This window comes from Actinomadura sp. 9N407 (assembly GCF_044326315.1).
Classification (GTDB): Bacteria; Actinomycetota; Actinomycetes; order Streptosporangiales; family Streptosporangiaceae; genus Spirillospora.
In genome coordinates, this window is the sequence record NZ_JBIRAW010000008.1 from 171,455 (window position 1) to 190,525 (window position 19,071).

At 70.1% G+C, this 19,071-nt stretch carries 20 protein-coding genes; 10 read left to right on the top strand and 10 right to left on the bottom strand.

Features of this window, described 5'->3' with window-relative positions:
* Nucleotides 1–31: 31 nt before the first annotated feature.
* Nucleotides 32–664: an NADPH-dependent FMN reductase gene (locus ACH34Q_RS15105; protein ID WP_395983533.1), complete on the bottom strand. Its 633-nt coding sequence runs from the start codon at nucleotides 662–664 to the stop codon at nucleotides 32–34.
* A 100-nt stretch (nucleotides 665–764) separates the two neighbouring features.
* Between ACH34Q_RS15105 and ACH34Q_RS15110 the strand changes: the two genes are divergently transcribed.
* Together ACH34Q_RS15110 and ACH34Q_RS15115 are read left to right on the top strand one after the other, a co-directional pair.
* Complete coding sequence (locus ACH34Q_RS15110) at nucleotides 765–3,992, top strand: BTAD domain-containing putative transcriptional regulator (RefSeq protein WP_395983534.1); 3,228 nt, start codon at nucleotides 765–767, stop codon at nucleotides 3,990–3,992.
* Between the two features lie 44 nt (nucleotides 3,993–4,036).
* The gene (locus ACH34Q_RS15115) at nucleotides 4,037–7,090 is read left to right on the top strand and encodes a BTAD domain-containing putative transcriptional regulator (RefSeq protein WP_395983535.1); all 3,054 of its coding nucleotides are present in this window, start codon (nucleotides 4,037–4,039) and stop codon (nucleotides 7,088–7,090) included.
* A 43-nt stretch (nucleotides 7,091–7,133) separates the two neighbouring features.
* Here the strand turns inward: ACH34Q_RS15115 and ACH34Q_RS15120 are convergent, their stop codons facing one another.
* The 4 genes from ACH34Q_RS15120 to ACH34Q_RS15135 form a co-directional block, all read right to left on the bottom strand.
* Complete coding sequence (locus ACH34Q_RS15120) at nucleotides 7,134–7,631, bottom strand: SRPBCC domain-containing protein (RefSeq protein WP_395983536.1); 498 nt, start codon at nucleotides 7,629–7,631, stop codon at nucleotides 7,134–7,136.
* A 75-nt stretch (nucleotides 7,632–7,706) separates the two neighbouring features.
* Nucleotides 7,707–8,513, bottom strand: a complete 807-nt coding sequence (locus ACH34Q_RS15125; protein WP_395983537.1) for an MFS transporter — start codon at nucleotides 8,511–8,513, stop codon at nucleotides 7,707–7,709.
* A gap of 52 nt (nucleotides 8,514–8,565) precedes the next feature.
* Complete coding sequence (locus ACH34Q_RS15130) at nucleotides 8,566–8,853, bottom strand: hypothetical protein (RefSeq protein WP_395983538.1); 288 nt, start codon at nucleotides 8,851–8,853, stop codon at nucleotides 8,566–8,568.
* Nucleotides 8,854–9,063: 210 nt separating this feature from the next.
* Nucleotides 9,064–9,783 (bottom strand): S1 family peptidase, encoded by a 720-nt coding sequence (locus ACH34Q_RS15135; RefSeq protein WP_395983539.1) that lies wholly within the window; start codon nucleotides 9,781–9,783, stop codon nucleotides 9,064–9,066.
* A gap of 131 nt (nucleotides 9,784–9,914) precedes the next feature.
* Between ACH34Q_RS15135 and ACH34Q_RS15140 the strand changes: the two genes are divergently transcribed.
* On the top strand, nucleotides 9,915–10,136 hold the full coding sequence (locus ACH34Q_RS15140; protein ID WP_395983540.1) for a hypothetical protein: 222 nt from the start codon (nucleotides 9,915–9,917) through the stop codon (nucleotides 10,134–10,136).
* On the opposite strand, the gene ACH34Q_RS15145 is transcribed toward ACH34Q_RS15140, so the two are convergent.
* Nucleotides 10,127–10,525 (bottom strand): ATP-binding protein, encoded by a 399-nt coding sequence (locus ACH34Q_RS15145; protein ID WP_395983541.1) that lies wholly within the window; start codon nucleotides 10,523–10,525, stop codon nucleotides 10,127–10,129. The genes ACH34Q_RS15140 and ACH34Q_RS15145 overlap by 10 nt on opposite strands.
* A gap of 210 nt (nucleotides 10,526–10,735) precedes the next feature.
* Here ACH34Q_RS15145 and ACH34Q_RS15150 point away from each other — a divergent pair, with 210 nt between their 5' ends.
* Nucleotides 10,736–11,560, top strand: coding sequence for a helix-turn-helix transcriptional regulator (locus ACH34Q_RS15150; RefSeq protein WP_395983542.1), 825 nt, complete (start codon nucleotides 10,736–10,738; stop codon nucleotides 11,558–11,560).
* Entirely contained in the window at nucleotides 11,544–11,738 is a 195-nt protein-coding gene (locus ACH34Q_RS15155) for a DUF397 domain-containing protein (protein ID WP_395983543.1), read from the top strand. Before ACH34Q_RS15150 ends, ACH34Q_RS15155 begins: the two co-directional genes overlap by 17 nt.
* 2 nt (nucleotides 11,739–11,740) lie before the next feature.
* Here ACH34Q_RS15155 and ACH34Q_RS15160 read toward each other — a convergent pair whose 3' ends face one another.
* Complete coding sequence (locus ACH34Q_RS15160; RefSeq protein WP_395983544.1) at nucleotides 11,741–12,679, bottom strand: RNA polymerase sigma-70 factor; 939 nt, start codon at nucleotides 12,677–12,679, stop codon at nucleotides 11,741–11,743.
* 197 nt (nucleotides 12,680–12,876) lie between these two features.
* Between ACH34Q_RS15160 and ACH34Q_RS15165 the strand changes: the two genes are divergently transcribed.
* Complete coding sequence (locus tag ACH34Q_RS15165) at nucleotides 12,877–14,367, top strand: MFS transporter (RefSeq protein WP_395983545.1); 1,491 nt, start codon at nucleotides 12,877–12,879, stop codon at nucleotides 14,365–14,367.
* Nucleotides 14,368–14,496: 129 nt separating this feature from the next.
* On the opposite strand, the gene ACH34Q_RS15170 is transcribed toward ACH34Q_RS15165, so the two are convergent.
* Nucleotides 14,497–14,988: an FBP domain-containing protein gene (locus ACH34Q_RS15170; RefSeq protein ID WP_395983546.1), complete on the bottom strand. Its 492-nt coding sequence runs from the start codon at nucleotides 14,986–14,988 to the stop codon at nucleotides 14,497–14,499.
* A 66-nt stretch (nucleotides 14,989–15,054) separates the two neighbouring features.
* Here ACH34Q_RS15170 and ACH34Q_RS15175 point away from each other — a divergent pair, with 66 nt between their 5' ends.
* From ACH34Q_RS15175 to ACH34Q_RS15185, 3 genes are all read left to right on the top strand, one after another.
* Entirely contained in the window at nucleotides 15,055–15,648 is a 594-nt protein-coding gene (locus tag ACH34Q_RS15175; RefSeq protein WP_395983547.1) for a TetR/AcrR family transcriptional regulator, read from the top strand.
* A gap of 81 nt (nucleotides 15,649–15,729) precedes the next feature.
* A complete protein-coding gene (locus tag ACH34Q_RS15180; RefSeq protein WP_395983549.1) occupies nucleotides 15,730–16,335 on the top strand; it encodes an SMI1/KNR4 family protein in 606 nt (201 codons plus the stop codon).
* Nucleotides 16,336–16,361: 26 nt separating this feature from the next.
* Entirely contained in the window at nucleotides 16,362–16,679 is a 318-nt protein-coding gene (locus ACH34Q_RS15185; protein ID WP_395983550.1) for a hypothetical protein, read from the top strand.
* A 43-nt stretch (nucleotides 16,680–16,722) separates the two neighbouring features.
* On the opposite strand, the gene ACH34Q_RS15190 is transcribed toward ACH34Q_RS15185, so the two are convergent.
* Both ACH34Q_RS15190 and ACH34Q_RS15195 read right to left on the bottom strand, forming a co-directional pair.
* Nucleotides 16,723–17,562: an MFS transporter gene (locus ACH34Q_RS15190; protein ID WP_395983551.1), complete on the bottom strand. Its 840-nt coding sequence runs from the start codon at nucleotides 17,560–17,562 to the stop codon at nucleotides 16,723–16,725.
* Nucleotides 17,563–17,591: 29 nt separating this feature from the next.
* Nucleotides 17,592–17,927: a hypothetical protein gene (locus ACH34Q_RS15195; RefSeq protein ID WP_395983553.1), complete on the bottom strand. Its 336-nt coding sequence runs from the start codon at nucleotides 17,925–17,927 to the stop codon at nucleotides 17,592–17,594.
* A gap of 173 nt (nucleotides 17,928–18,100) precedes the next feature.
* Between ACH34Q_RS15195 and ACH34Q_RS15200 the strand changes: the two genes are divergently transcribed.
* Nucleotides 18,101–19,066 (top strand): LysR family transcriptional regulator, encoded by a 966-nt coding sequence (locus tag ACH34Q_RS15200; RefSeq protein ID WP_395983555.1) that lies wholly within the window; start codon nucleotides 18,101–18,103, stop codon nucleotides 19,064–19,066.
* Nucleotides 19,067–19,071 lie beyond the last annotated feature (5 nt).

Here is a 19,071-nt window from a genome sequence, read left to right on the forward strand (position 1 = left end):
GCGGTCTCCTCAGGTGGTGTGCGGATTCGGGTCAGCTCGTGTACGGAACGGCGGTGCGGGCGTCCCGGAGGGCGCGGGCCCACCAGGCGAGCTGGTCGAGCGTGGTCTTGACGGCGGTGTTGCAGGCGGCGTTCGTCTTGGGCCAGGTGCCGTCGGCGGCGAAGTCCTCCCAGTAGCAGGGGAGGGCGATGCCGTCCCGGATCGTGACCGCGTGCAGCTCGGCGAAGATCTGCCGGAGCTGCGCCGCGGCGTGCAGCCCGCCCGACTCGCGGCCGTACGAGACGAGGGCGACCGGCTTGGCCTTCCACTCCTCGTAGTACCAGTCGATGGCGGTCTTCAGCGGAGCCGGAAAGCTCCGGTTGTACTCGGGTGTCACCACGACGAAGGCGTCGGCGGCGGCCAGCCGGGGAGCCAGCTCCCGGACCGGCGCCGGTACCGGCTCGTCGTGGTCGCCGAGCGTGTCCGGCAGCCGGACCCCGGCCAGGTCGACCACGTCCACGTCCAGGTCCGGGCGCCGGCGGGCATGGCCGGCGAACCAGCCCGCCACCGTCGGCCCGAACCGGCCGCTGCGGGTGCTGCCGATGATGATCGCCATCCTCAGCATCCCGGCCTCCTCGCGTTCGGTGTCCTGTGCTTCGTTCCGCTCCGTTCTGACATGTTCCACGGTGCCCGAGGAGGTTTACGGGATCTTTACGGCCGCCTTCTGGCCGGTTCGCGCCGCTTTACGGCGCCCTGGCCGTACCCCTCCGACTATCGTGCGGCTCATGCTTTTCGGGGTACTGGGGCCGCTGGCCTTGTGGACCGACGACGGCGCTCTCGTCGCGGTGCCGGGCGTGAAGGTCAGGGCCCTGCTGGCCGACCTGCTGCTGAACGAGGGCCGCCCGGTCCCGGCGGACCGCCTCATCGACGATCTGTGGGGCGACGACCTGCCGGGCAACCCGCCCGCCGCGCTGTCGGCCAAGGTCTCGCAGCTGCGCCGGGTCTTCGAGGACGCCGAGCCGGGTGCGCGGGCGCTGCTCCCGACCCGTCCGGCCGGGTACCTGCTTGACATCGCGCCTGAACGGGTGGACGCGTACCGGTTCCAGGCCACCACCGCCAGGGCGCGCGCGACCACCGAGCCCGGGGCCAGGGCGGAACTGCTGGCCGAGGCGCTGCGGCTGTGGCGCGGGGCCGCACTCGCCGACTTCGCGGACGAGGCGTTCGCGCAGGCCGCGATCGCCCGCCTGGAAGAGCTGCGGCTCACGACGCTGGAGGACCACGCGGAAGTCCGGCTCCTGCTGTCCGAGCACGGTCCGCCCGAACGCAGCCTGGCCGGGGCAGACCACGGCGATCACGGCGTTCTGGCCGGTGAGCTGGGCGAACTGCTCGCCGCGCATCCGCTGAGGGAACGGCTGCGCGCCGCGCACATGCGTGCCCTCTACCGTTCGGGACGGCAGACCGAGGCGCTGGAGAGTTACGAGTCCCTGCGCGCCCACCTGTCCGACGAACTCGGCCTCGATCCCAGTGCCGAGCTGGCGGAGCTGCACTGTTCGATCCTCATGCAGGCACCTGAGCTGAACCCCGATCCCGCCGCCGCTCTCAGCCGTCCCAGGACGAACCTGCAGGCACCGGCGTCCGACCTGATCGGCCGTGACGAGGACGTCGAGGCGATCCGCGCGCGCCTGGCCACCGACCGGCTCGTCACGTTGACCGGACCGGGCGGCGTCGGCAAGACCCGGCTGGCGATCGAGACGGCGATCGGTATCGCGACCGGTACCGCGTTCCCCGGTGGTACGTGGCTGGTGGAGCTGGCCGCCCTCGACCGGTCCGCGACAGCCGGGGATCTCACCGACACCATCATGCGCGCGCTGGACATCCGCGATTCCCCATCCCCGGGCACGCCCGCCGAACGCCTGGCCGAGGCGCTGGACGGCCTGCCGATCCTGCTCCTGCTCGACAACTGCGAGCACGTCGTCGACGAGGTGGCCGACCTCGCGCGCCTGCTGCTCGCCTCCCTGCCGGAGCTGCGCCTGCTCGCGACCAGCCGCGAACCCCTCGGCCTCCCCGGCGAGATCGTCTGGAACGTCCCGCCCCTGGACGTCCCCGAGAGCACCGACATCGACGTCGCGGCGCTGGAACGGTCGAGCGCGGTCCGGCTGTTCGTGGCGCGGGCGGCCGCGGCGGCGCGCGACTTCCGGCTCGACGACGAGACCGCCGCCGCCGTCTCCGTGCTCTGCCGGCGCCTGGACGGCATCCCGCTCGCACTCGAACTGGCCGCGACCCGCGTCCGGGCGCTCGGTGTCCACGGACTGGTGGCCCGCCTGGACGACCGCTTCCGGCTGCTGGCCACCGGCCATCGCGGTGCCCCGCCCCGCCAGCGCACGCTCACGGCGATGATCGAGTGGAGCTGGGAGCTGCTGCCCGAGCCCGAACGCGCCGTACTGCGCAGGCTCGCCGTGCACGCCGGCGGGTGTTCGCTGGAGGCCGCCGAGGCCGTCTGCGCCGATGACGACATCCCGTCGTTCGACGTTCTTGATCTCCTGATCCGCCTGGTCGACCGTTCGCTGGTCGTCGTGGCCGACCGTCCTGACGGCCCCCGCTACCGGCTGCTGGAGTCGGTCGCCGCGTACTGCGTCGACCGCTTGCGCGAGGCGGGCGAGTACGACGAGGTGCTGCGACGGCACCACGGCTACTACACAGGACTCGCCGAACGAGCCGAGCCGTACCTCTACGGCCAGGACCAGGACCACTGGCTCCGCGTCCTCGACACCGAGGCCGCCAACTTCCGGGCCGCACTGGCAGGCCCGCTGGCACTCCGGCTGGCGAACGCCTTGACCTGGTACTGGTTCCTACGCGGACGGCTCGCCGAAGCACTCCGGTCCTTGGACACCGCCCTCCTTACGGAAGGGGACGAGGCCGACCGTGCGCGTGCCTTCGCCTGGCGTACGGGCATCGCGTTCTACCAGGGCGACGACATCGACTGGCCCGTACGCCGCCAGGAGGCCCTGACCCGACTCGGCAGGGCGACCCCGCATCACCGTGCCCGCGCCCAATGGTTCCTGGCCTTCATCGGCAGCGAGGTGGACCAGCCGGCGACCGGCGAGGAACTGCTCGACACGTGCCTGGAGACGTTCCAGGACCAGGGCGACCGCTGGGGTGAGGCCGCCACCCACATCCTCAGGGCCAAGCACGCCCACAGCCGCGCCGATTCCGCCGCGCTCGAACGCGAAGCCGAACGTGCCGTACGCCTCTTCGCCAAGCTCGGCGACCGCTGGGGCCAGCTCCAAGCCACCGGCTGGCTGTCCGGGCATGCCGAGCTGACCGGCGATTACCGGCAGGCAGCGGCGATCCACCACGACAGCCTGCGCATCGCCGAGGAACTCCACCTGTGGCCGGAGCTCGCGGGCGGGTACGCGTGGCTCGGCTGGATCCATCTGCAACTCGGCGAGTTCGCCGAAGCCCGCGCCTACTGCGCCCAGGCCCAAGGCTCAACGGACCCGCACGCCATGATCTTCGCCGAACTCACCCTGGGCTTCATCGCCCGCTACGAGGGCAAGGCCGACGAGGCCGAATCCCGCCTGACCACCCTCCTCAAGGCGATCCCCACGGACGACGACTCGCCGCCCCTCTCCCTGCCCCTCATCTATGTGGGCCTCGGCCACACGGCCGAACTACACGGCAACCCGCAGATCGCCTTCGACTTCCACCGCCGGGCCCTCGCCGTTGGGCTCCAGATCGACGGCCCTCGCGACATGGCCTACTCCCTGGAGGGAATGGCCAGCGCCCTCAGCCTCATGGGACTTCCGTCCGACGCGGCCCGCTTCCTGGGAGCCGCGATGGAAATCCGCCGTACGACCGGCATGACCCAGGGCCCCGCCGAACGCTCCGACACGGCCCGTACGGAAGCACGACTCCGCGACGTCCTCCCCGTCGCCACCCTGGAAGAACGACTGGCCGAAGGCGCCGCCCTCACCCCCGCCACCTGCCTGGACCGCGCGCAGACCCTCGCCTGAACGCCATCTCCAGGCATCGTCTCGATGGGCTTAAGGTCCCTCATATGCGATTCGGAGTGCTGGGACCGGTCACGACCTGGACCGATGCGGGCGAGGTCGTCGCGATCCCAGGGCTGAAGGTGCGCGCACTGCTGGCCAGTCTGCTCGCCCACGAGGGACGGGTCGTGCCGGTCGATCGTCTCGTCGAGGACCTGTGGGGGGACGAGCCGCCCGGCAATCCCGTCGCCGCCCTGCAGGTACGGGTGTCACAGCTGCGCCGGGCGCTGAAGGACGCCGAACCCGGCGGGAACGACTTGATCGTCTCGCGCGCCCCCGGGTACGCGCTGGCGGCCGGGCCCGACGCGGTCGACGCCGTCCGCTTCGAGCGGCTGGCTGGCGCGGGCCGGTTCGCCGAGGCGCTGGACCTGTGGCGCGGCGACCCGTACGCGGACTTCGCCGACGCCGAGTTCCTCCAGCCGGTGATCGCGCGCCTGGACGAGATGCGCCTGACGGCCGTCGAGAGCCACGCCGCCGAACGGCTCGAAGCGGGGGAGCCGGTCGACGTGGCAGAGCTGGTCGCGCAGCACCCCTTGCGCGAACGGCTCCGCGCCGTCCACATCACGTCCCTCTACCAGCGAGGACTCCAGAGCGAGGCGCTCGCCGCGTACGCCGACCTGCGCGAACGGCTCGCCGACGAGCTCGGGCTCGACCCGTCCCCGGAACTGGCCGAGCTGTACGAGCGCATCCTGCGCCAGGCCCCGGAGCTGCGCGGCACCCGCGAACGTCCCCGTACCAACCTCCCGGCGGCGGTCGGCGACCTCATCGGCCGGGACGAGGCGGTCGCGGAGGTACGGGTACTGCTGGGGAACGAGCGGCTGGTCACGCTCACGGGCCCTGGCGGAGTCGGCAAGACGAGCCTCGCGCTGGAGGCCGCCCGCCGGCTCGCCGCTACCCAACCCGACGGCGCGTGGATGGTCGAACTCGCCCCGTACGACCGGAACACGCCCTCACTCGCCGAAGCCGTCCTCGCCGCGCTCGACGTCCGCGCCGGATCCGCGGGCAGCATGGAGGACCTGATCGGGTCGCTGCGCGAGCGGCGGCTGCTGTTGCTGCTCGACAACTGCGAGCACGTGATCGACCAGGCCGCCGACCTGACCGACAGGCTGCTGCGTTCGGTCCCCGGCCTGCGGATCCTGGCCACCAGCCGCGAACCGCTGAACGTGGCGGGCGAAACGCTGTGGAGCGTCCCCGCACTGCCCGTTCCGAACGGTTCTGAACTGCGCACGGTGGCGAAGGCCGACGCCGTCCAGCTGTTCCTGGCGCGCGTGACGGCGTCCGCGCGCGACTTCCGGCTCGACGCCGACAACGCCGCCGCGGTCGCCCAACTGTGCCGCCGCCTGGACGGCATCCCGCTGGCACTGGAGCTGGCCGCGACCCGGGTCCGCGCGCTCGGCGTCCAGGAGGTCGTGGCCCGGCTGGACGACCGCTTCAAGCTGCTGGCCGGCTTCCAGCGCGGTGCCCCGGCCCGGCAGCAGACGCTGATGGCGATGATCGACTGGAGCTGGACGCTGCTCGGCGACGCCGAACGGACCGTCCTGCGACGCCTGTCCGTCCACGCGGACGGCTGCGGGCTGGAGGCCGCCGAGGCGGTGTGCGGCGAGCCCGGCATCGAGGTGATGGACGTCCTGGCCCGGCTGGTCGACCGTTCCCTCGTCGTCGCCGTGGACGGCCCCTCGGGCATGCGCTACCGGCTGCTGGAATCGGTGGCGGCCTACTGCCTGCGCCGCCTGGACGACGCGGGCGAGGTCGAGTCCACGCGAACAGCACACGCCGCGTACTACACGGAACTCGCCGTACAGGCCGAGGCGTACCTGCGCGGGGACCGGCAGATGCGCTGGATGCTGCGCCTGGACGCCGAGTCCGCGAACCTGCGGGCCGCCCTCGACAACGCCCCGCCCGCCGAAGCCCTGCGGCTGGTCAACGCGCTGGCCTGGTACTGGTTCCTGCGCGGCCGGCTCGGCGAAGCGCACCGCTCGTTCAGCAAGGCCCTGGCAGCCGCCCCGGAGCGGGACGCGGAACGGGCTCGCGCCGCCGCCTGGCTCGCCGGCTTCGCCCTCCTGCTCGGTGAGGACACCGATTGGAAGGGCGCCCTTGAGGACCTCTCCGACCCCGGCGATCGGGCGAGGGCCCAGTGGTTCGTCGGGCTGAGCATGCCCGACCTGCCGTCCGCGCGGGATCTGACCAACGCCGCGCTGGAGACGTTCCGGGAGATCGGCGACCGCTGGGGGACCGCCGCCGCGCTGACCAGGCACGCCCGCGACGCGTTCACCCACCGCGACCTGGAGGCCCTGGAACGCGACGGCGGCGAGAGCGACCGGATCTTCCGCGAACTGGGCGACCGCTGGGGACGGCTCCAGGCGACCGAATGGATGGGCGGCCTCGCCGAGATGAGCGGCGACAGCGACAAGGCCGTCCGGCTGTTCACCGAGAGCCTGCACCTGGCCGAGGAGATGGGGCTGTGGCCCGACGCCGTACGGCGGATGTCCTGGCTGGGATGGATGGCCCTGTACGCCGGTGACTACGCGCGGGCCATGGAGCAGTGCGCCCGGGCCCTGCGGCTGGCGAACGAGCAGGGCTACCAGGAAGGCCGGATGATGGCCGAGATGGGCTACGCCTTCTCGGCCCGCCGGGCAGGCCTGCTGGACGAGGCGAAGGCGCACCTGGACCGCATGGTCGAGGGTGTTCCGCGCGACGACGAGCCGCCCTTGTTCCTGCCGTCGACCCTGGTCGAGCTGGGCTTCGTTCACGTACTGCGCGGCGATGCCGAGCGCGCGCGGGAGCTGTTCCTTGACGCCTTCACCGCCTCCATGAGAATCGGTGACCCGCGCACGACGGCGTCCACGGTCGAAGGCCTGGCCGCCGCGTCGCCCCCCGAAGACGGCGCCCGCCTCCTCGGCCTGGCCGCCGCCGCCCGTGACGCGCACCGTACCCCGGCCAGCGACACCGAGACGGACGAGATCCGGCGGATCACCGAGGGAATCGTGAACGCGCTGGGCGGCGACGCCTTCGCCGCCGCCTACGCACACGGCCGCGAACTCACCTTCGACGACGTGTCTTAACGACGCTGTGTTTCAGCGACGCTGTCTTTAGCGACATGGTGCTTCAACGACGCTGGGTGTCTTGACGACGCTGGGTGTTCTGACGACGCCGTGTGTTCTGAACGCGGAGATGCTCGGCGAGCCGGTCGAAGAACTCGACCCAACCGGCCTTGGCCTGTTCGGCGTGCTCTGCGTCGGTGTTGACCCCGTACTGGTGGAACCGCATCGTCGTGGTGCCGTCCTGCTCGTCCAAGAGAACGGTGACCACGGAGGCCGGGGCGTCCCCGGGATCGTCGGGATCGCCGGTCGTGAACACCAGCCGCCCCGGCCCGTCCACTTCGCGGTAGACGCCGTTAAGCGTGACCTCGAAGCCTTCCTCGCCGACCATCGTCGCCTTCCACGTCCCACCAGGCCGTACGTCGAGGACGACCCGGTCGGCGGGCGTCGTGAAGACGCGCGGGCCGAACCAGCGTGCGAACCGTTCTGAACGCGTCCACGCCTCGTACACCAGCTCGCGTGGCACGTCGAAGACACAGGTGATCTCGTACTCGGCGGTCTGCATCGCGCTCTCCCTCGTAGATCGCTACCAGCGAGGACCACGATGCCGAGCGCCCCTTACGATCCCCTTCCCGCCCACTTAAGGAGCCCAGCCGGGCAGCACCTGCGGGCTTTCGCTCTGGGACTCCGAAGGCACGGCCCGCCGCCGCCGGGAGAGCCGGTGGGCCAGCTCGGACAGGCCCAGCGCGAGCAGCGCGAGCACGGCGGCGGCCAGCAGGACGAGCGCGCCGGACGCGACCGCCCGCCCGCCGAGCCGGTCGGCCAGCGTCCCGCCCGCGTAGTTGGCGACCGTTCCGATCACCCCGAAGACCAGCAACAGCAGGGCGAGGCGCCCGGTGTCCCCGCCCGTGGCGGGTTCGAAGATCGCGGAGATGTAGGTGTACGGGATGTAGACGGCGGTGAACCCGATGAGGGTGGTTCCCATCAGGGCAAGCGCGCGCGGGTCGCGCAGGGGGCGCAGCCGTTCGCCGAGGCCCTCGGGTGCCGGGGCCACGGCCTGCCGAGGTACGAGGGTGAGCATGGCCACGATGCCAAGGATTGCTAGGCCGACCAGGAACCACACTGTCGCCCGCCACCCGAAGGCCCCTCCCAGGACGGTGCCGATAGGGGCGCCCAAGGCTGTGGCCGCGGTGAACCCGGTGGTGACCACGGCGATGGCACGCCCGCGGCAACGCGGGTGCGAGGGCCGTACCGACATTGCCCGCGAGGTAGACGCCCAGGGCGAGCAGCAGGATCCGGCGGCGCGGCCAGCGGGCGGTGAGGGTCCCCAGCACCGGGGCCAGCACAGCGCCGGCCAGGTCCGGTACCGGCTCAGCGGCGGGACGGGCGGGCTCATGTCGACCGAGACCACCTCGCCCCGCCAGGCCGGGTCGACGTCACCTCCCATGCCCACGGCCAAGGATGGACGGCTCACACCCGTTCCGTGGACCGGTGCCCGTTCAGCCCCGCTGCAGGGCGGCGAGCCCCTTCCGCATGTCGTCCGGGCTCATTACGGGGTGGATGTCGATCTTCGCGCCGAGCTCCTGGAACAGGGGCTCCGCGATCGAGGGCAGCGTCGAACTGTCGGTCATGTCGAAGACGAAGGTGCAGGAACGATGGCCCTCGCCGGGACCGAAGTAGGCCGCCTCGGGCTTGAGGCGCTCCATCATCGACTCCATGACCTCCCGCAGCTTGCCGCTCTTGAGCGCCTCGTTCGCGACCTGGGTGTCCAGCTTCGCTCTCAGCATCACTCTCATCGCACGTACTCCCCGTGTGTTCGGCTTCCCGTGCATCCGGGCCGGCGCGGCCCGGCCGCGCTCCCCGAGACCCGGTGCTGCCCCGATTGATCACCCCAACCGACCAGGGCAAACATCGCGTTCCGCAGCGCCCGAGGAGGGAGTCCTCGGGCACGGAAAGCCCGGCCGGGAAGGGGACCCGGCCGGGCTTCGCGAGCGGTGTCAGACGCCGGATACCGAACGAATCCAGGAGCGGTTATAGGGCACGCTCCCGTACTGCTGCGTCGACTGGCCGTCGGCGGTGGAGGCGACGCCGACCTGCTGGCCGTTGTAGCGCTGCGGCCCGCCGGAGTCGCCGCTCCACGCGTTGCCGGTGATCCTGCTGCTGCAGACCGCCTGGCCGCCGTAGTAGTCGCGGCACGTCGTGGACGTGACACGGACGTCGGCGCACTTGAGCTGGTCCGAGGTCGGGCCGTTGTAGCTCGTACGGCCCCAGCCGCAGATCTGGTTGGTCGAACCGACCGGCGGGTTGGTGCCGGCGAGCTGCGAGTACGTGGTGTTGTACGCGCTGGCCAGCCGTACCAGTGCGAGGTCACCCTGCGGCGACACCTGGTAGCTGCTGACGGCGATCGTGGTGGCGCGCGACCGGTAGACGCTGCCGACGCGTACCGTGATGCCGCTGCTGACACAGTGCCGCGCGGTCAGGACCCACGTCGGCGCGATGATGGTGCCGGAACAGGTGAACGATCCGCCGCTGCGGTAGATCGAGGCCGCCCAGGGGGCGCTGGTGACGGGCGTGCCGCCGATGATGGGCGGCGCGGCCAAGGTGGCGGGGGGACCGGGCCTACTGTCGGATCCGTCGTCCGCTGTAGCGGGGACGGCCATCCCGAAGAGCAGGGCCAGTGCGGCCCCTACCAAGGTAATGGTGCGTCGGGTGGACATGTACGGCTCCTTTGTGGGGGGTATGTGTAGGAGCCCCACAAAGATAGACCGACGCCCAACAAGTGTGATGTATCCAGTACCTATCGGTTTTTCAGTGTGAATGCCTTTAGCGTAGAAGGTGGCACTCGCCAATGGCGCCCATCCCTGGCCACGGTGCCGAGCGCCGTGACGGTCTGCTCGATGCGCCCGCGACCCTCGTACGGCGCGGCCCCGAGAGCTTCGAGTACAGCGACCAGGAGGACGCCCGACGCGACGAGAACCTCGCCCGCCATGCCGGCGAGATCCAGCCCGCTGATGACCATATGTGTACATTCTCCATTCTCCGTACGGCAGTGATCTCGGCCTATGGCTGACCTGCTGCCACCTGAAAGTGAAATTTCGCCCATACCCACTTGCCGTGCGGGCGCGTGCGCTCGATGCCCTGCTCGTCGCTCAGGGCCATGACCAGCGGCAATCCCAGCCCGCCGATCTCCTCGGACGCGTAGCCCTCGTCCAGTGCCCGTGAATCCGGCGTGACCCCTTCCAGGCAGATGTCACGCGGTGTAGGCTTATCGTCACTGGCATCCCACACACCAACCCAAATGCCCTGGACCTCAAGAACGGCCGAGAACGAAATCGCCGAATGAGGAGTGGCACACCCCGCGTTGGTGACCAGTTCGGATACGACGAGCAGAATGTCGTGCCGCTTTTCCGCAGAGATCGTCTTGTCGAGCCCGAGCCGTGCGAAGCGTTGCTCCAGCATGCTCCGGATGCTCATGGGAACGGTCGGTGCGGGAAGCGTCGTGCACCTGATCTCCCGATCCTCCGACGTTCCGATCGCTGACCCCGACACCTGACCCACCCTTCGGCCGCTGACCTCCGTGAACGGCTCCAAGATTGGCTGTGCCGAGGTTGGTTGTCACTATTGCCAGCAACATCAGAAAATCGATCACCCGTGAGAGGGAGAGTGATCATGGTCCGGCAATCCCCCGACCCCACCTCGTCGATCTACGACTTCATGGGGTACTACCTGCGCTTTCTGCGGATGCAGCACGGGGCGACCCAGGTAGAGGTCGGAAAGATCATCGGCTGCTCGAACAGCCAAGTTTCCAAGTACGAATCCGGGGAGAAGCAGCTCGACGTCAAACAGTGCGAATCACTCGATAAGGAGTGGAATACGGGCGATCTGTTCACGACGCTGCTCGTCTACGCGAAGCATGGAGCGGATGCCAACCTTCCGGCACGGCTCGGCCGCTACCAGCGCAGGGCGGTCGAGCATCACATCTTCTCCAACCTGATCCCGTTCCCACTGCAGACGGAGGCTTACGCGAAAGTGCTCCTGCAAGCGGGGCATGCCGCCGGTTACGTTGATGACGTCGAGGTCGCCGTCTCTCGGCGGATGGATCTCCAGGCCGCGGTCATGGAGGGGCGCCCCAATATCTGGGTGGTCGTAGACCAGGTCGCTCTCCGTCCGATGGGAGCCCCTGAGGTCATGGCCGCCCAGCGGGACAGGCTGCTGGAACTGGGGGCATTGGCCCATGTATCCATCCGTATACTCCCGCTGTCGGCTGCACCCCACATTGGCCTGGACGGCTCCTTCTGGTGCTTCACCTTGCCCAACCGTCGCCAGGCGGCGTTCTCGGGCAGCGCGTTGGGTGTTGGTCGAATTTTTGACGATCAAACGGAAGCAGCTCGGGTGGCAGAACGCTTCCAAAGACTCGCGGCGCGGGCCTGGAGTGAAGATCAGTCACGCGAGCACCTGGAAGGGATGGGTGTGGACCATGACGGCTTGGCGTAAGAGCAGCTACAGCCAGACCAGCGGTACAACGGACTGCGTTGAGCTGGCCGGTGTCTTTGGTGGTGTCGGTGTGCGGGACAGCAAGGCTCCGGACTTGGGCCACCTTGTCTTGAGCCGGGCGGCTTTCCGTGAGGTCTTGCTGCAGGTGCGGGCTGGCGAGCTGGACATGGGAACGTAGTCTCAGCGGCTCACGGTGGTCTCTCGCTCCACGCGGGACAGCTTCTCGGGGTTGCGCACGTGGTAGGCGCCGGTGATGAGGCCGTTCTCGATTCGCACCGCCACCACGCCGTCGACCTCCCCATCGACCCGGACGAGCAGCCCCGGGCCGCCATTGATCTGTACCAGCTCGACCGACCTTTCGGCGCCCCGCTTCCACCAGCCGGCGGCCAGCAGGCGAGCCACCTTGTCGGCCCCGACGAGAGGCCGCAGCAGGGCATGTTTGATTCCGCCGCCGTCGCTCAGGGCGACGACGTCCGGCGCGAGGATGTCGAGCAGCTGCTGCAGGTCGCCGGTCTCGATCGCGCGCAGGAAGGCTCCGAGTGCGGCTCGGGTCTCGGCCGGGGAGGCGACGCCGCGTGGCCGTCGCGCGGCGACGTGCGCCCGTGCCCGGTAGGCGGTCTGGCGGACCGCGGCCGGGGTCTTGTCGACGGCTTCGGCGATCTCGTCGTAGTCCAGGTCGAACACCTCGCGCAGGACGAACACCGCCCGCTCGATCGGCGCGAGCGTCTCCAGCACCAGCAGCATCGCCATCGACACGCTGTCGGCCAGCTCGACGTCCTCGGCCACGTCGGGCGCGGTCAGTAGCGGCTCGGGCAGCCATGGCCCGATGTAGGACTCCCTACGGCGGCCGAGCGTGCGCAGCCGGTCCAGCGCCTGCCGGGTGACGATCCGGACCAGGTACGCGCGCTTCTCGCGGACGGTGGCCAGATCGACGGCCACCCATCGCAGCCAGGTCTCCTGCAGGACGTCCTCGGCGTCGGCGGCCGAGCCGAGCATCTCGTACGCGACGGTGAACAGCAGGTTCCGGTGGGCGACGAAGACGTCGGTAGCGGAGTCCACGCGGTCGCCAGGAGCGCGCGGTTCGGCTGGGTCCGTCGTTCGTTCGCTGCGCTGTCCCATTCCCGGCTCCTGCCTGTTCGGCCTTGGTCCTGCCACACGCACTAGACGCCGCTCCCCACTGCTTTGTAACACCCGCGAGCGATGACCCACATCACACCACCGCGCTGTTACAGGACCTGGGTCGCCGGCGTCTTGTGATCGTCAGGCCGCTGCGCGAACGATCCGCGCGGCACGCAACGAGCAGAGGACGAAGAGTCATGGCAACCACGAAGGCGCAGGCACCGGCGGTCTCGTCGCGCCGCTGGGCCGCGCTGTTCTTCATCGGGCTGGCTCAGCTGACGATTGTTCTGGACGGGACGGTGGTGAACATCGCGCTGCCGTCGCTCCAGCAGGACTTGATGATCTCTGACGGTGACCGGCAGTGGATCATCACCGCGTACACGCTGGCGTTCGGCAGCCTGCTGCTGCTGGGCGGCCGGATCGCCGATCACACCGGCCGCAAGCGGACCTTCCAGATCGGGCTGCTGGGCTTTGCCGCCGCGTCGGCGCTGGGTGGTGCGGCGGGCAACTTCGAGTTGCTGCTGACCGCCCGTGCCTTGCAGGGCGGGTTCGCTGCGCTGCTGGGGCCATCGGCGCTGTCGCTGCTGACCGTGACGTTCACCGAACCCAAGGAGCGCGCCAAGGCGTTCGGAATCTGGGGTGCCATCACCGCTGCCGGCGGCGCGATCGGGCTGCTGGCCGGCGGGGCACTGACCGACTACCTGGACTGGCGCTGGTGCCTGTACATCAGCGTCCCGATCGCGGCGATCGCGGCGATCGGCGGCCACCTGGTGCTGACCGAGTCGCGGCGCGAGGGCCGGGCCCGGTTCGACATCCCCGGCGTGCTGCTGGTCACCGGCGGGCTGGTCGCGATCGTGTACGCCACCGGCCGCGCCGAGTCCGGCGGCTGGGACTCGGTGGAGGTCATCGGGCTGCTGGCCGCGGGTGTGGTGCTGCTCGCCGCGTTCGCCGTCGTCGAGAGCCGGGTGCCGCAGCCGCTGCTGCCGCCGCGCCTGGTCGCCGACCGTACCCGCGGCGGCGCCTACCTGAGTGTGGGACTGGCGATGCTCGCGATGTTCGGGGCGTTCCTGTTCATGACCTACTACATGCAGGTCGTCAAGGGGTACTCGCCGATCAGGACGGGCGTGGCCTTCCTTCCGATGACCGTGGCGGTCCTGATCTCTGCGGGCGGGCTCACCGCCCGGCTGCTGCCCAAGCTCCCGCCGCGGATGCTGATCGTGCCGGGCCTGCTGCTCATCGTCTTCGGCATGCTGTGGCTGCGCACGATGGAGACCGACACCGCCTACGTCGAGGGCGTGCTGGTCTCGGAGCTGCTGCTCGGCCTGGGGGCGGGCATGATCATGCCGGTGGCCTTCAACTACGCCACCCACGGGGTCGACCCCGGTGACGCGGGCATCGCCTCGGCCACCGTCAACACCGCGCAGCAGATCAGCAGTTCGATCGGCACCGCGCTGCTCAACACCATCGCCACCAGCGCGACCGCGGCCTACATCGCCTCACACGGCACGAGCCCGGCCATCGCCAGGGAGGCGATGCTGGAAGGCTTCGTGACGGCCGGCACCTGGGCGGCGGGAATCCTCTTGGCCGGCGCGCTGGTCGTCGTCGTTTTGATGAACACCCCGCGCCCTGAACGCCAGGCCGTCACGAAGGACGCCGAGGACGCCGAGCCGGTGCTCGCTCAGCCCTGATCCCTCCGGCAGAGGTTCACTGGGGCAGCACTTAACCGCGGGGACGTCGGCGGCCGTGGCCCGGACGGGTCGGGGCCGCCGCTGCCTGCGCTGCCGTCCCCCGCCGTACTGCCGCCGGAGATAGCAGGGTCACTTGGCCACTCTGGCGATGAAGGCGGTCAGGTTGTCCTGAGTACGGGCGATCCTCTCGTCCACGGAGAGGGTCTCGTCGAAATCGCCGGCCGTCTGTTTCTTGCCCCGGACGAAGAGGGAGCAGGCCAGGTCCGTACAGAAGTACTGCCCGACGGTATTGCCCTGGCGTCCGGCCTCGCCGGCGCGCGGGGCGCTCATCAGTGCCACACCGCCGCTGGTGTGCGTGGACAGGCACAGCGAGCACATGCTGCGTGCGGTGAAGCCGCGCGCGGTTCCCGTTCCCGCGCGAAGGACCAGGCCGACGAGGCGGCCGTCGCGTTCGGCGACCAGGCAGGCGCGCTCGGGGGCGCCGGGATCTCGCCAGCCGAGGAAGTCGAGGTCGTCCCAGGGACGCTCCGCGAGGTCCTTGGGGACGTCCAGGCGCTTGGCCTCGCCCTTGGAGCAGTTGACGAACGACCTGCGGATATCGCTCTCAGTGAGGGGTCTCATGTGCGTCGAGGCTAGTTCACCTAATAGTATTAGGCAAACGCCTTATTTGCTTAGCCTGGAGGTCGCATGGCACGCGCGGGCATCACCGCCGAACGCCTCGCCCGTACAGCGGCGGAGCTGGCCGACGAGATCGGCTTCGACCGGGTGACCGTCTCGGCGGTCGCGCGGAGGCTCGGCGTCAAGGACCCGAGCCTGTACGCGCACATCGAGAACGCGCGGCAGTTGAAGGAAAGGGTGGCGCTGCTGGCCCTGGCGGAGCTGGCCGACAGGGGCGCCGAGGCGCTGGCCGGACGGGCGGGCAAGGACGCGCTGGTGGCGTTCGCCGACGCCTACCGTGCCTACGCCGAGGAGCATCCCGGCCGGTACACCGCGGCCCGGTTCGAGCTCGATCCGGAGACCGCGGCCAAAAGCGCCGGGCCAAGGCACACGGAGATGATGCGGGCGATCCTGCGCGGCTACGACCTTCCCGAGCCCGACCAGACTGACGCGGTGCGCTTTCTGGGCAGCATGTTCCACGGATACGTGAGCCTGGAAATGGCGGGCGGCTTCCGCCACACACCACGCGAATCCGATGCCTCCTGGTCCTGGGCACTGGACACCATCGACCTCGCTCTCATAAATCGCAGCGAGCGGGCTCGGGTGGCGGAAGAGCGGCCCTAGCGTCTCGGTGATCGGGTGAAGGCCGGGGAGTTCAGGACGCACCGTGTCGGTGTTGACGGCGAATCCCTAGGATCCTTCCCCATGGGTGAGGTGACCGACGCGTGGCGGCGGATCGAAGGCTGGATGGCGCGGTACGCCCCGGACAGCGCGGCCGTGCTGGCACCGCCCGCCCGGGAGGAGGACGTCCGTACCGCCGAAGAGGCGACCGGGCTGGAGTTCCCGCCGGAGCTCGTGGAGTCGTTGCTCTGCCACGACGGCCTCCTGAAGTGGGCCAACATCTTCCCCGGGAAGCCTCCGCTGCCCGTGGCCAAGATCGTCGCCCACTGGGAGATGTGCTGTGCGGAGATGGAGGAGGACGACGAGTTCCTGGACGAGGACGAGGAGCCGTGGTGGCACCCGCTGTGGCTGCCCTTCGCGGCGTCGGACGGCGACTCCCAGATCATCGACCTGCGGCCGGGGCCGGGGTACGGGCGGCTCGGCTCGGCGGCGCACGATGACGCCGGCGGCTTCGCGGACGCGTGGCCCAGTCTCGGTGCCTACCTGACCGAGACCGCGGACGCACTGGAGACCGGCGGGGGCGTACGGGTCTGGCATCCGCACCTCATCGCCGACCGCGAACTGTGGTGGACGTTCGCCGGTGAGACCGAGCTGCACGGCCGGCCTCTTCGTCCGGTAAGGCCGGGTTGAGGAGGCGGGGGCTTAGCATGCGGGGCATGAGGTCGTCGCGAGTGCAGTCGTTCATTGCCGGGGTCCTGGTCGCCAACACCGCTCCGCATCTGGCCACCGCCGTCACCGGTCGGCGGCATCTGACGCCGCTGGCGGGGCGAAACTCCGGGCCCGCCGCCAACGCCGTGTGGGCGGGGCTGAATCTCGCGGCGGGTGTGGCGCTGCTGCGACGAGCGCGGCAAGCAGGAGACGCGTCTCCCCGCTGGAACTCCGATCTCGTCGCGTTCGAAACGGGCGCGCTCGTCCTCGCCGCATGGATGGCGGGCACGGAACGGTTCTTTCCCATGAACAGCGACCGGGACTGACCCTTCGTCCCGTGGTGCCGCGGTGCGGGCGCGTTGCCGTGCATCATGCGGCGCGGGCGCCTTCGGCCGGCGCGGTGGGCTCAAGGTCGGACACGTGTGTCCGTTTGGGCAGCAGGAGCGGGGTCGCGAGCAGGAGAACGCCGGACATGGTGATCGCGGCGAGCGGGCTGGTGAGTGTGCCGAGGACGCCCCAGATCACCATCAGGGTGGCCTGGAGGAGTCTGCCGCTGACGCTCCATGTGGTGAGGACTCGGGCGGCATGATCCGCGGGCGTCCGCTGCAGGCGCTCCGTCGCGTAGATCGGGTTGAAGATGCCCATGCAGGTGATCAGCAGGGCCTCGACGACGATCACGGTGAGGAGGCCGGTGAGGCCCGGGTGGAGGAACGCGAGGCCGAGCGGGAACAGTGATCGCAGCCAACCGGAGACGATCATGACCCGGCGGCGGCCGTAGCGGGACACGAGGGGTGCGGACAGGCGGGCGCCCACGAAGCCGCCGAGCGCCGGGACGCCGAAGGCGAGACCGTACTGCCAGGCCGGGTAGCCGTACCGGCCCAGCAGGAGGACGGACAGGAGCGGGACGGTGGCCGTGATCAGGCCGCCGACCAGGATCGAGTTGAGGAACAGGCGCCGCAGGACGCGGTCGCGGAGGATGAACCGCCAGCCGTCGAGAAGGTCGGCTCCGCGCATCCCGGTGGCCCGCTCGCGGGGTGCCGCGACATCGTCCCCGCGGATGCGGAGGACGGCGAGCGCGGACAGCAGGTAGCTGAGGGCGTCGGCCATGACGGTGACGACCGGGCCGAGCAACCCGATGAGCGCGCCACCGAGGGGCGGGCCCGCCGCGGTCGCGACCCAGCTGGTGCCCTCGAATCTCCCGTTCGCCACAAGGAGGTGGTCGCCGCGGACGAGATGTTTCAGGTACGCGCCGGATGCGGCGGCGACCTCCTTGAGGCGATGCTCGCGGTTCCGGAGACGACCGAGACGACGAGCAGGTGGGCGTACGAGAGCAGGCCGAGGACGTACGCGATCGGCACGCTCGCCATCGCGGCGAACCGGACCAGGTCCATCGCGATCATCACCGGGCGCTTGGCCCGGTGCTCGACCCACGGCCCGAGTGGGAGCGCGACGATCGCCGCGACGGCGAGCCCGGCCGCGCCCAGAAGCGAAACGGCGAAGGCCGACGCGTGCAGCACCTGGATCGCGATCAGCGGGAACGCGCCGAAGGCGATCCACGTACCGTACGTACTCACGGCGTAGGCCGACCAAAGCCAACCGAAATCAGGCCCTAACCGCACGCGCATGCGACTCCCTCGCGACAACCGATGTTCGGGTCGCCGCATCGCATCAGCCGTACCGCCACGGGATCAAACAACCGGCTCCCGGCCAGCCACAACGATCGGTTGGGCACGCCTAGGCTGGCTCAATGGATACCGAGGCGGTGCGATCGTTCGTCCGCGCGGCCGAGCTCGGACAGCTGCAGCACGCGGCCGACGAGCTGGGCGTGACGCAGCAGGCCGTCTCGAAGCGGATCGCGACCCTCGAGCGCAAACTCGACGTCCGGTTGTTCACCCGCACCACCCGAGGGGTCGAGCTGACCCTCGACGGCCAGGCCTTCCTCCCGCACGCCCGGAACATCATCACCGGAGTCGATCGCGCCATCACCGCGATCAGACCGGGCTCGCGGGCCCTGCGGATCGACGTTCTCGGGCTGCGGTCCGCGCAGGCCGTCGTCCTGCACGACTACTGGCGGTCGCATCCCGAAACCGACCTCGACGTGGTGACCCTCAAGGCCACCGACCCGCGCGTGGCGGTCGCCGCCGTCCAGGCAGGCGATGTCGACGCCTCGTTCCGTACGGTCACCGACGCGGCTACGCTGCCGCGCGACGTGCAGATGGTCCCCGCGTTCGGCTCCCCGCTGGAACTCCTCGTCGGCCCGCGACATCCGCTCGCCTCCGCGCGAACGCTGACACCCGCCGAGCTGCGCCGGCACCGGATCTGGGTGCCGGGCATCGCGCCGGGTAGCGAATGGGCGGAGTTCTACGATCAGCTCACCACCGACTTCGACCTTGGCATCGACGCCGCGGGCCCGAACTTCGGCAATGAGGTCCTTCAGGACACCCTCGCGGATTCCGCGGTCGTGGCCACCTTCGTAGGCGCGCGCGACCGGTACATCTGGCCGGCGAATCACGACCTGCGCCGCATCCCGATCGTGAACCCGACGCTCGCCTACCCGCTCTCGCTCATCGTCCCCAGAACGAATCCGCACCCAGGACTCCAAGCGATCATCGACCACTTCGCAACCCTGGCACCGCTCCCCGAGCCCGTCTGGCTCCCCTCCTGGGCAACGCACCCGCGCAGTGACGCGGACATCGAACGCACCCGACGCTGACGGGG